At 52.9% G+C, this 12821-nt stretch carries 9 protein-coding genes; 5 read left to right on the top strand and 4 right to left on the bottom strand.

Going from position 1 to position 12821, the window contains the following annotated elements; genetic code table 11:
- Positions 1 to 15: 15 nt before the first annotated feature.
- From ABDW36_RS03125 to ABDW36_RS03140, 4 genes are all read right to left on the bottom strand, one after another.
- The gene (locus ABDW36_RS03125) at positions 16 to 1653 is read right to left on the bottom strand and encodes an amidohydrolase family protein (RefSeq protein ID WP_343700417.1); all 1638 of its coding nucleotides are present in this window, start codon (positions 1651 to 1653) and stop codon (positions 16 to 18) included.
- A 24-nt stretch (positions 1654 to 1677) separates the two neighbouring features.
- Positions 1678 to 2865 (bottom strand): FtsX-like permease family protein, encoded by a 1188-nt coding sequence (locus ABDW36_RS03130; protein WP_343700418.1) that lies wholly within the window; start codon positions 2863 to 2865, stop codon positions 1678 to 1680.
- Position 2866: 1 nt separating this feature from the next.
- A complete protein-coding gene (locus tag ABDW36_RS03135; RefSeq protein ID WP_343700419.1) occupies positions 2867 to 3517 on the bottom strand; it encodes an ATP-binding cassette domain-containing protein in 651 nt (216 codons plus the stop codon).
- Between the two features lie 111 nt (positions 3518 to 3628).
- On the bottom strand, positions 3629 to 5371 hold the full coding sequence (locus tag ABDW36_RS03140; RefSeq protein WP_343700420.1) for a DUF4836 family protein: 1743 nt from the start codon (positions 5369 to 5371) through the stop codon (positions 3629 to 3631).
- A 164-nt stretch (positions 5372 to 5535) separates the two neighbouring features.
- Here ABDW36_RS03140 and ABDW36_RS03145 point away from each other — a divergent pair, with 164 nt between their 5' ends.
- The 5 genes from ABDW36_RS03145 (at position 5536) to ABDW36_RS03165 (ending at position 12819) form a co-directional block, all read left to right on the top strand.
- Complete coding sequence (locus ABDW36_RS03145) at positions 5536 to 5817, top strand: YciI family protein (protein ID WP_343700421.1); 282 nt, start codon at positions 5536 to 5538, stop codon at positions 5815 to 5817.
- 202 nt (positions 5818 to 6019) lie between these two features.
- Positions 6020 to 6619 (top strand): RNA polymerase sigma-70 factor, encoded by a 600-nt coding sequence (locus ABDW36_RS03150; protein WP_343700422.1) that lies wholly within the window; start codon positions 6020 to 6022, stop codon positions 6617 to 6619.
- 96 nt (positions 6620 to 6715) lie between these two features.
- Positions 6716 to 7894: a FecR domain-containing protein gene (locus ABDW36_RS03155; RefSeq protein ID WP_343700423.1), complete on the top strand. Its 1179-nt coding sequence runs from the start codon at positions 6716 to 6718 to the stop codon at positions 7892 to 7894.
- Between the two features lie 162 nt (positions 7895 to 8056).
- Positions 8057 to 11359, top strand: a complete 3303-nt coding sequence (locus tag ABDW36_RS03160) for a TonB-dependent receptor (protein ID WP_343700424.1) — start codon at positions 8057 to 8059, stop codon at positions 11357 to 11359.
- Positions 11360 to 11370: 11 nt separating this feature from the next.
- Positions 11371 to 12819: a RagB/SusD family nutrient uptake outer membrane protein gene (locus ABDW36_RS03165; protein WP_343700425.1), complete on the top strand. Its 1449-nt coding sequence runs from the start codon at positions 11371 to 11373 to the stop codon at positions 12817 to 12819.
- Positions 12820 to 12821: the final 2 nt, after the last annotated feature.

The following is a 12821-nucleotide window of genomic DNA, read 5'->3' on the forward strand; positions in this document are numbered from 1 at the left end:
AGCCCCGTTTCTTTTTTATTGCCCGATTGTTTCCGAATCAAATATCACCACCTTTTCCCAGAAGGTGTTGCAGTTCTTGATAAACTCCAGGTGAACAGGATGCTCCTGGTAAATATCATGCCCCGCCTCATCCTTGAAAACGGTAAGCAGGCAGTAGCTGTAACTTTTGTCTATAACAGGGCGGTCTGTATTAGCGGGTTTGCCTACGTTGAACATCAGCAGGGTTTCAATTTTCCCCAGCGAGCTAACGCCTTCTTCAAATTTCTTTACATCTGCCGCAGAAAGTCCCGGCTTCAGGTAAAAATTTACAACGTGCACGAATTTTTTGGTATCTGGCATGATGGTATTGTTTTGAACGGCCAACAAGTTAGCGGTTCCATGCTTAAAAATCAAGCCGTCTTTCATCACAAAGCTTACCTTGCCCATTACCTGTATGTCTTTCAGCGGGTCCCCGTCTACCGCCGTAAAGTCAGCCGTTTTGCCGGGAGCAATGCTGCCCAGCTGATCTTGCATGCCCAGCAGCTCCGCCGCCTTGCTGGTGGCTGATTTGATAGCTTCCATGGGAGGCATGCCGGCCTCCACCATATAGGTAAACTCCAGCCAGTTACGCCCGTGCATAAACACGCCCGCGTCTGTACCGAAGGCTATTTTAACGCCTTTCTTCCAGGCTTTTGCGAAGGTACCCTGTATTTGCGGGCCAATAGCTTCGGCCTTTGGCTTTACAATGGCGGGAAAGTAGCCGGCAATTTTGGCGGAATCCGCCACGGAGCGGCCGGCAGTGATAGTGGGTACATACCAGGTGCCGTGTTTGATGGCCAGGGCCATGCCTTCCTCATCCATCAGGGTGCCATGTTCTATAGAGTTAACGCCTGCGCGGATGGCGCGTTTAATGCCTTCTGTGCCATGGGCGTGCGCAGCTACCTTCATATTGTAATCACGCGCCGTGCTGATGACGGCCTGCAGCTCTTCATCGGTAAACTGCGGGCTGCTGCCGTCTTTGGCCACGCTCAGCACGCCGCCGGTAGCGGTGATCTTGATGAGGTCTGCTCCGTTCTTGTACGCCTGGCGCACGGCCTTGCGGCATTCATCGGGGCCGTTGGCCACGCCCGCTTCCGGGCCGGGGCTGCCCATGAGGTCTTGCCGGTACCCGTTGGTAGGGTCTGCATGCCCGCCGGTGGTGGCAATAGACTTGCCTGCGGTAAAAATGCGCGGGCCGGTGATGAGGCCTTTGTTGATGGCATTGCGTAGAGCAATGTTCACCCCGGAGCCGCCCAGGTCACGCACGGTGGTGAAACCCGTGAGCAGGGTGCGCTCCGCATAGCGTACGCTCAGGTAGGCCAGGTCTGCGGGGTTTTGAATAAACTTGTCTGTATACGCAGTTTTGCTGGTCTCCCCTTCCAGGTGCACGTGCATGTCCATCCAGCCGGGCATTACGGTTTGCTGCCGCAGGTCTATCACTTTGTCTCCCGGGCCGGGGGCGGCGTACCCCGTCTGCACGGCCAGTATCTTTTTGCCTTCAATGATCACTGACATTTGCCGGCGCGCCTTGTCAGATACACCGTCTATCAGCGTACCGCAATGCAGGATGGTTTTTTGCGCCAATGCGGGCAGCATGCTACAGGCGGCGCATAGCAACAGAATGATCTTTTTCATGATTTTGGTGATAGGGGTGGCAAATTATATATCGGCAATATGTTTTTTGACAGAAAGCAGGTTCACGGCATACACCAGCACCAGTATGGCCAGCGTAGCCAACAGCGCTGCCAGGGAAGGCCATTGCGGCACAAACATGTTGTGTTTGGCCAGCACGCCGGATACCCACCATTGCAACCCGGCCACCAGCAGCAACGCCAGCAGGCCTATCACAATGTACATGGGCACAAACTGCCGCAGCAGGTAGCCCTGCAGCTGCCCCGGAGCGGCCCCCAGCGTGATCAGCAGCCGTATTTCCTTTTTGCAGGAAGCAATCACCAGCTGGATGAACATGCTGAACACCAGCAAGGCAAAGAGCAGCAACACCAGCCCGAAAAAGCCTACCACGCTTACGATCACCTGCACAATGCCTCGTATTTTGCTATATTTTGTTTTTTCCGTGTCTGTAGAAAAGCCGTGCTTTTCCAGGTAATCTGCCAGCACGGTGCTGCTGGGGTCTTTTGTTTTGATAATGATACGGGAAGGCGCTTTGGCCGCGCCGCCGCCGTATACGCTGTTGGCCCAGTCCATAAAAGACTGCGGCACCAGCACGGTAGAAATACGGTCTGAGAAGCCGGCTATTTTGCCCATGAACTGCCCTGTTCGCATTCCCTGGCTGATTACTATGTTGGGGCTGAGGGTTTTGATGGTTTCTTCTGAAAACTGCGGAATGCTGTTGCCCAGTGCAAAACCAAAGTTGAACATATCCACAAAATCACGCGGCACAATTACGGGTATCACCATCTGGCCGGGCTGCCATTTCCACTCGTCACTTTTTACATCAATAAAACTGTCTGGCACTGCTTCAAAAAACATTTCGGTAGAAAACCCCAGCTGGTCTGCCACCATCTTTACGTTGAACTGTGCCGCTGTGATAACGCCCAGGCCCTGCACAAAGGGCTGGGCGGCAAAATCGTCCAGCTCCGCTTTGGTGAAGGTGGTAAGGTCAGGGCGGCCCATCATTTCGTTCGTGATCTTCTTGTTGATCACCAGGAAGTCTGCCCGCTCGTTCTGGTTCTTTTCGCTGTACAGCAGTTCTGAGAAATTATGATGCACCTGCAGTGCCACCAGGATCAGCAGCATGGCTATTCCCAGGCCTATGGCCGCCATCCAGAACCGGCTTTTGCCCACGCCGGTGCGGATGATCTTTTTGAGTAACTGGTAAAACTGCATGTTATAAAAGATAGCTTACGTTGTAATCAAATCGGTTGTCGTGATCAAGATCCGTGAGTATGAAGCCGGCCCTGCGGCGGTGGCACTCCTCCGCGATCAGTTGTGCGGCCTTCTCTGCGTTGGCATCATCCAGGTGGCTGAAGGGCTCGTCCATCATCAGCCACTGGAACGGCTGCATCAGGGCGCGGATGATGGCAATGCGCTGCTTTTCCCCGTATGAAAGCGTAGCGGCACTCTGCTGCAGCACATGGCTTACGCCCAGCCGGGCGGCAAACTCTTCCACCTTTTCCGGCCCGTACATGGGCTGAGACTGCATAACCCTCTTCAGCTCCACGTTTTCACGGGCAGTCAGCTGATCAAACAGCCGCAGGTCTTGAAAAATTACGCTGATCTGCGTTTGCCGCATGGCCGCCAGCTGGCCTCGGCTATATGAAGCCCACGGCTGGCCGTTCACCTGTATAGTGCCCGTATAGTCATACCGGATGTAATAGAGGTAGTGTACCAGCGTGGTTTTGCCGGTACCGGAGGGCGCCTTGATCTTCACGAACTGCCCGGGGCTGAATGTAACGTTGCGGTTCCAGATGTCCGACGCCTGCTGCATCACTTTGTCTCGCAGTGGCACGGGCACTACCGCAGATAGCGTGATCTGCATGTTTTGCTGTTCTGTTAAATGGCCGATGTGGAATGATAAATATAGAATATTCCCCCAAATAAAAAGCTGCCCCGCAAGGAGCAGCTTTTATATGGCTTGAATATCCCAGGCTTAAGGAGCAACCGGGGCTGCCACAGTGTCTGTTGCCACAGCAGCGGAATCTGCCGTTGTGTGCCAGCCAGCTTCATCTTCCTTCTTTTTGGAGACATAATAACCGTACATTTTCTGGGTGAAATTGGCCAGCTGCACCAGAGTGTTCTGTCCTTCGTTCTTGAAGTTCAGTTCCATCACCGATTTCTGTGACTTGCCGTTGAAGGGCTCTGTAGACACGATGAAATCTTTCAGCAGGCCTTTGATATCATTAGCCACACTGTCAGGCATTTTCATTTCTTCCGCAGGCACGTTGTTGAGGAGCTTTTCCACGCTCAGGTACATGCTCATCACGTTACCTTTCGCCTTGCTTTCCACACCTTCATCCAGCTTCACTTTTGATTTACCTTCTGTATAGGCCTGCATCAGCGCCGCATCGGAGCTCAACAGGATGCGCTCGTTGGTGATAGACACGGCCATTTCGCCGCCGAGGTTCTGCGCCGGCACGTACTCGTTACCTTGTTTGGTAAACATGGGCGCAATGCGGGGAGAGCTCATGATCTTTTCAAAAGCGGCCTTGTCTCCCACTTTCATGTTGAACACCCATTTTGCGCTGGGCTTGGTGGTTTTATAGGTAGAATCCCATGCGGAGGGAACGCTTTCTACAGTAAAGTCTGAACCAATGAGGGCAATTTCTCCCTTGAAGGCTTTGAGCAGATCGTCAAGCGTAATGCCGGCCTCTGCCAGGCCCATGTTGGCAAAACCGTCCATGCCTACCAGCTTGAGAATGTCTCCCAGCATACGCAGGTCAAAGTTGATCAGCATGAAGCCCAGCACGTTTTCAGAGGGATAGCTTTCCAGCATGCTCATGTTTACCTTCTCCATGGGGTATTTCTTCATGATCTCCTTTATTTCGGTGCCGGCATAGGAAGTGCTGTTCACTTTTATTTTGCCGTTCTCGAAATGCAGGGCGGCGGTCTGGAAAGCGCCGGCTGTCAGTTTTTTCACATTGGTGGTAACCAGCGCGGCCATGCCGGAAGGCGTGCCGGGGTTGAAAGCGTACAGCTGCTCGCTGCTCATCCAGAACAGCACGTCACCCTTTTCTTTCTGGATCTCTTTGAAAGACTCGATGTTGGCAACAGACTCGTCTGCCTTCAGGTGAAAGAGGCCATCCAGCACTTCCACGTTATTGGCCTTTTCTGGCGTTTTGGGCGCAGGGGCGGTAGTGTCTCCCAGCGCGGCAAAGGGATCTGATTCTTCGCCGTAGGGAAGTTTGCCGGGGTTGAGGGAGAACACGCCAATGATGGTCTCTTTGTTAAACCCGATCACGGCCTCATCGTCTTCCAGGAATTTAAAGTCTTTCCCGGCCTGTATGTCCTTTTTGGATTTCTCTTTCAGGAAGGCCTCGAACTTTGCCTCGTCTTTCAGTTTGGCAACGGCCATTACATAGCCGTTCCCTTTGTCTCCGGGCACCATGGCCACGTATACGTTGCCCTGCAGGTCTACGCCGGAATTTTCGGCTTCTTTCAGGGCCTTGGTCATTTCGTTACTGGTATCTTTCTGCTGCAGGGCCTCAAACAGCTTGTCTACAGAAAGGCCTTCGGTCACCAGTTTCTCCTGTATTTGTTTGGAGTTGATGCCCAGTACCAGGGCTGCAGATTTGGGGATGTGTTTTCCCTGCTCAGGAGTTTTGGAACAGGCTGACAACAACAACACGGCAATTCCTGATAAAAGAAGGAATGTCCTTGAAATCATTTGTTTCATAAAGAGTGTTAAATGGATTTGAAAATTACCCTCAAAAATACTAGTATTTTTGCTAATACGTTTATTTTTATTGTACTTCGGCCGGAAAGGCGCTACTACCAACTATTTGTATACCTTTGTAAATATTCTGATTTTTAACCATTTACTGAAGAACCGTTTACGCTATGTACCTGATCCTCCTGCAGTACATCAGGCCCCTGGCAGCTGTTGAGCACTACCTTGAGGCCCACAATGCTTTCCTGGAAAAACAATACAGGGAAGGCCGCTTCATCCTTTCCGGGCGCCGCAAGCCAAGAACCGGAGCTATTATACTTTGCAAAGCCGAAAGCCGTCGCGAGGTAGAAGCCATTCTCGCGGAAGACCCGTTTGACAAATTCCAGTTGGCAGTGTATGACATTATTGAATTTGAGCCCAACACTTATGAACTGGCCGATGTAAGTTCCTGAAGCCGCCTTTTTTCTTTCCTGTTCTTTTCTCCTGTTGCTCCCTTTACCCGCTGCCTGGCCGCAATCTCTACATTGCCGGAACGTACCGCTTTTTGATATGACCACCCGCCCCGTTTCTTTTCCTGTGAAATAATTTACCAGCTTTTACTATTTTTATTGACACCAGTATCAACCAACAAGCCAGGGAGGGCTATGCCACGGAATGCGTCAAGAACAAAGCCAGAGGGAGTTGCTGCGGCTTTTGGCGAAAAGCAGCGAACAGGCCTATACGATCATTTATAATGCATACAGCGGGAATATTTTCCATGCGGCCATGGCATACGCCAAAGACATGCACGTAGCCCAGGAAATAGTGCAGCTCGTTTTTATTACCCTCTGGGAAAAGCGCACTACCGCCGGCGGCATAGACAACCTGGAAAATTACCTGTTCATTCTGGCCCGTAACGCCATTTTCAACCACTTCAAAAAAACAGCCAGGGAAATAAAGGCCAAACAACATTTTTCTGCCCGCCAGCCGCAGGCCGCAGATAATACGGACCACCGCGTCAGAATGGCTCAGTATAACCGTTTGCTGGAATCTGCCATCAGCCAGCTGCCCCCGCAGCGCCGTACAGTTTATCGGCTGGCGCGGGAGCAGGGCCTTAGCCATGAAGAAATTGCCCGGCAAATGAAAATCTCTTCGCAAACCGTTAAAAAACACATGGCGCTTGCCCTCCAGTTTGTACGCACTTACCTGAACCGGCACCTGCACCCCTACGTGCTGATGCCCGCCGCCACGCTCTCTTTGTTCGCCTTCCGGTAACCCGCAAAAAAATCTTGCGCCGCGGTTACTCCCTGCTGCTCCGCCAGTTGTCTTTATCCCGGAAACTTGCCGGAACAAAACGGCAATACCTATTGCATGACAGGGGAAAGATTCAATGAATTACTGGACCGCTATAAGCATGGCCGGCTGTCTGAGCAGGAATGGGAAGAGCTGATGGCAGCGGCAGCGGAAGATACTTTTGATGCGCACATCCGCGAGGACATTATGTTACTGCTGGAAAGCCGCCGGCAGCATATTACATGGACGCCGGCTGTACAGGACGAGGTATGGCAAAAGATCAATCTGGCCCGCCAACCCGCCGCGGAAACGGCGCCCACGGCCCGGAAACGCTGGTGGCCCTACGCCGCCGCCGTGCTGTTGCTATTGGCTGCCGGAGGCGCCGCTTACCTTTTACAACGGCCGGCGCAACCGGTACAAATCGTGCAACAGCCCATCAAACCCGATGCGCAACCCGGTGGCAACAAAGCCATCCTCACCCTGCAAGATGGAACGGAGATTACGCTTGACAGTGCCTCCAACGGCCTGCTGGCGCAACAAGGCAATGCAAAAGTGTCCAAACTGGCCAACGGCCGGCTGGCCTATCTGCAAATAGAAGATAAACCCGCGGAAACCATCTATAATACCATGCGCACGCCTCGCGGCGGACAATACCAACTCGACCTGCCTGATGGTACCACGGTATGGCTGAACTCCGCATCGTCCCTGAAATTCCCGGCCGCTTTTGCGGGCGCACAACGTACGGTGGAGTTGACCGGGCAGGCCTATTTTGAAGTGGCCCCCCACAAAGCCTGGCCCTTTACGGTAAAAGTGGGCGATATGGAGGTGGAGGTGCTGGGCACTCATTTTGACATCATGGCCTACCCGGATGAAAAAAGCATTAACACCACCCTGCTGGAAGGAAAAGTAAAAGTGTTGAACAAGAGCGGCGCCGCATTGCTGCAGCCAGGTGAACAGGCCGTGCTGCAGCGCGGGTCAGGCACACTGTCTGTAATGCCTGCGCAGGTCAGCAAGGTGACTGCCTGGAAACAGGGCCTGTTCGTATTCAATAAAATGGACATTGAAAGCATCATGCGCGAGGTATCCCGCTGGTATGATGTAGACGTTGTTTACCCGGTGCCCTTCCATACCGCCGGCAAGCTGTATGGGGGCGGCATCAGCAGAAGCATGTTATTGTCAGACGTACTGCATTTCCTGGAGGAAAGCGGCATTCATCACTTTAAAATAGAAGGAAAAAAAGTAATCGTGTTACCATAAAAAAACCAGAGGTGCAGCAACACCTCCGGCCAATGCCGGTAATACCATAATTAATCGTTGCAAGACTACTAAAGCACTACCAAACTCTACAAAAGTATGTATTTAAACATTTTCCGGAAAATTCCATTGACCAATGGATTATCAACCAAACTATGCACGGTTATGAGGATGACAACCTTTCTGCTACTGGTCACCTGCCTGCATGTAAGCGCAAACAGCTACTCGCAGAAGATCTCGCTCTCTGTAAAAGACGCTCCCCTGCAAGGCGTTTTTACAGAGATCATCACGCAAACGGGCGTTTCCATTGTATATGACGAAGCGCTGCTGCAGGCGGCAGCCCCCGTTACCATTCATGTAAAAGATGCGCCCCTGCTGCAGGTGCTTGACCTTTGCCTGAAAGACCTGCCGCTCAGCTACAGCGTAGCCGGCCGAAAAATCTACATCCGGCAGGCGCCTAAAACCAGCCAGGATACCCTGTACACGCTCCGGGGGAAAGTATCTGATAAAGCGGGGCAAGCCTTACCTGGTGTCTCGGTTCGGGTACGTACCCGAAATATATTGACTACCGAAGGTACCACCAGCAAACCAGACGGTACTTTCTCCCTCCGCACACGGTTAACTGAGGGAACGCTGGTGTTCTCCTTCACCGGGTACAAAACCGAGAGCAGGGCGTTTACCCGCGGCGGGAAGTTTACAATGGTATTGCAGGATGATATTGCCGCCCTGGAAGAAGTAGTGGTGGTAGGGTACGGCACGGAAAAAAAACGGGATGTGACCGGCGCCATTGTATCTGTAAGCGCAGCATCTATGGAAGAACGCCAGCCGGTAGATGTATTTGACGCCTTGCAGGGCCAGACGCCCGGCGTAGAGATTACCTCCGGCTCCGGCGCCCCGGGTGAAAGCAGCACCATCCGCATCCGCGGCACCGCTACATTTGATGCAGGCGTAAGCCCGCTGTATATTGTAGACGGCGCCAGGGTAGACGACATCAGCCTCATCAACCCGAACGATATTGCTTCCGTGGAAATTCTGAAAGACGCCGCGTCTGCCGCCATCTACGGCTCCCGCTCCGCCAACGGCGTGGTGATCATTTCCACCAAGAGGGGTAAAGAAGGCAAACCCCGCTTTGATCTCCGCTATCTGCAGAGCTTTAAAAGCATGGCCCACAAAATACCCCAGGCCAGCGCCACAGACAGAAGGTTTCACACTCCCACCGGCGCGCAGGAAATTGACTCGCTGAACCCTGCTTATAATAGTGACAACTATTACCAGGACCTGTTGACCAGAACGGCCATCCGGCACCAGGTAGACCTCAGCGCACGCGGCGCTTCAAAAACGCTGAATTATTCCGCCAGCCTGGGCTACCTGGACGATCAGGGCATTGTAGTGAACAGCTACGCCAAGCTGATCCGCTCCCGCCTGAATTTTGATTTTCATCTCAACAATAAAGCCATATTGGGCAACCGCATTCAGCTGTCTTACAAAACCGGCAACCGCATCAACGAAGGCAGCGTGCTGCTGCAAGGCGTGCTGCGCCCCGCCAATTACCGCGTGTACCTGGATGATGGCGGGCTGGCAGGCCTCGTGCAGGCGAGGCCCAACCCGGTAGCCTGGGCCATGTACTACAAAAACAGGCTGGATGAATACCAGGCCAACATCTATAACTATTTCACCTATCTGATCACCAAACATCTCAAATACACCACAGATGTAACGGCCAATGTGATCTACAACCACAACTTTATTTTCTCTCCCCGCATTCTCAGCAATGTGAATGACAACTCCGGAACAGACCGGCGGGACATGAACATCTACCTTCAGCACCAGGGGTATTTCAACTACGCGCAAACGTTCGGCAAACATGCGGTTACCGCCGTGCTGGGTTATAGTGTGGATAAAGACACCCGGCGCTACAGCACCATTTCCGGCACCAACTTTCTCACGGAAGCCATTGAAACGTTCAATTCAGCGCAGCTGCTGAACCAGAACAATACCTTCACCTTTGCCTCCCGCAATACCTCTGTTTCCGCTTTCGGCAGGCTGGGGTACAATTTCCGCGGGCGGTACCTGCTGAACGCCAATGTGCGGGCAGACGGCTCTTCCCGCTTTGGCAGAGACAAGCGCTGGGGCGTTTTCCCCTCCGTTTCAGGCGCCTGGAGGGTGTCAGACGAATCATTTATGGGCTGGGCGCGCAAGTTCCTGGACGATGCCAAAATCCGCCTCAGCTACGGGATGACGGGTAATGACCGCATTGGCGATTATGATGCCATTCAGAGTTACCGCTTTGGCAGCTTCTTTTACAACGGCGTATCTGGCGTAGTGCCCAATTCTCTTTTCGGCAACAACACCCTTGGCTGGGAAAGCACCCGGCAGCTCAACGCCGGCATAGACATTTCGCTTTTCAGGAACCGCCTTAGCTTTGTGGCGGACTACTACAACAAAACCACCAGTGACCTGCTGTACAGCGCCCCGCTGCCAGATGAGTCCGGCTACACATCTGTGAAGGTGAACGTAGGCTCTATCCGCAACCGCGGCTTCGAGTTCGGCATCAACGGCACGCCTGTAAAAACCAAAAACTTCAACTGGAGCGTGAACTACAACATGTCTTTCAACCAGACGCATGTGTTGAAGCTCTACCAGGGTACCGGCCTTATTTCCATTGCTGGCACCACTACCTGGTCTATCCAGGAAGGGGAGAAACTGGGCAACTTCTATGGCTGGAAGTCTGAGGGTGTATACGCCTATAACGAAGCGAATGCCTACACCTCAGAGTGGGAACGCCTTACACCCATATTCAAGGATGGCTCCTTCCAGGGTTATTCACTCAATGGCGAGGCCTATACGGGCCAGGTGAAAAAAATGACCGCTTCCGGCAACACGCTCCGGGGCGGTGACATGATCTGGCAAAACACTACAAAAGATGGGGTGATAGACGATGCGGACCGGGTGGTGATCGGCAACGCACAACCCAAATTCACGGCCGGGTTTAACAATAACTTCGGGTACAAACGCTTCACACTGTCTGTCTCTTTCTACAGCAGCTGGGGCGGCCAGCTCTTTAACTATGCCCGCTACTACCTCAACAGCTACAAATCAGCCACCGTTACGCCGGAGCCTGAAGTGATCTACAACCGCTGGAGAGCCCCGGGAGATGTGACCATCTACCCGCGTTCCGGCAATTTTGCTTACAACCAGCGGGAAATATCCAGCAACTATATTGAAGACGCTTCTTTCATCCGCCTGCGCAACGCCCGCCTTACCTATAACCTGCCGCCCGCGGCATACTCCCGCATCAAGCTGAAAGGCGTAAGCGTGTACGTGTACGGTACCAACCTGCTTACCTGGACCAACTACCGCTGGTTTGACCCTGAAATAGCGCCCGGGCCGCCACTGACAATGGGTAAAGACAACGGAAGGTATCCCCGCAACAGGGAAGTGGGCATGGGGCTAAACGTAAACTTTTAAATGTGGATGTTATGCGAAAAATAATTTTGACGATACTGACAACAGCGGTGATAATGATATCCGCCTGTGAAAAATTCCTGGATCAACAGCCGCTGTCAGAACTTTCTACCGGCTTGTTCTGGCGGAATGCGGACGATGCCAAACTGGGCATGGCCGGCATGTACGATGCCATGCAACGCACCATGGTACACAATTACATAGATTGGGCAGAGCCCCGTTCAGATAACTTCAAAGCGCCGTCTAATGCAGAGTCTCAGCTGAACCTGTCTCTCAACGCGCTGGATGCCAACGCGCCGCAGGCCTCCTGGTCTGCCCTGTACGCCACTATTTCCCAGGCCAATTTTGCCCTGAAATACGTACCGCAGATACAGCAGATCAATGCGCAGGTAAGGGATAATTACCTGGCGCAGGCATACGCCATGCGGGCCTATTGCTACTTCTTTGCCATCCGTTTGTGGGGCGATGTGCCTTTGTGGCTGGAGCCTTACGAAGACCTCAAGCAAGACGCGCACCTGCCTCGCACGCCGGCCAATGACATCCTGCAAAACGTGATCATCCCTGACCTGGAAAAGGCCGCTGGTATTGTTAGTCCCGGTGCTGCCCCTTCCGTGTGGGAACTCAATTCAGGCAGCATTCTGGCCATTTTAACAGAAGTATATGCCTGGAAAAAAGACTATCCGAAAGTGCTGGAAACTTCACAACGACTCATAGCATTGAACCGGTACAGCCTCACGCCCGCGGCCAGCTGGAAAAAATTGTTTACAGACCCAGCCGGCACGCAGGAAGCCATCTGGAGCCTGCACTGGGCGTTTGCGCAAGACGGCGCGGACGGCATGGCTCACCGCTATGGCTCCAGCAACCTTTCATCCTATTATTCCATAGACAGCAATGCGCTCAAGCTGTTTGAGGCCAACCCGGCAGACATACGCCGCCATTTCACCTACGACACGATGCTGGTAAAAGCCAGCACCGGTGTGAATAAGATCGCGAAGTTCTACCCCTATGAAAACAACAAGCCCGTGTACCCCAGCACCACCACCAGCGAGCATTTTTATGCCCTTTACCGGTATGCAGACATTTTGCTGCTGCGGGCAGAGGCCTACAACGCCATCAATTCACCCGGTTACAAAACGGAGGCGGTAAAACTGCTGAACGAGATCCGGAAGAGGGCCAACGTACCGCTTTACACAGAAAACCAGTTCGCCACGCAGGAAGAGCTGGAAACCGCTATTCTCAATGAAAGGCAGGTGGAGCTGTTTGGGGAAGGGAAGCGGTGGTTTGACCTGATCCGTACAGAGCGGCTGATAACCGTGATGGACCCGGTTATCAAAGAACGCCAGCGGCAAAAGAACTTTGCACAAACCGGCTTTGGCGATCCACGCAGGGTATTGCTGCCTATTTCACGCACCGCCCTGAATGAAAATCCCAAACTGACCCAAAACCCGCCTTACTCAGAATAAAA

Source organism: Chitinophaga sp., assembly GCF_039596455.1.
GTDB lineage: Bacteria > Bacteroidota > Bacteroidia > Chitinophagales > Chitinophagaceae > Chitinophaga.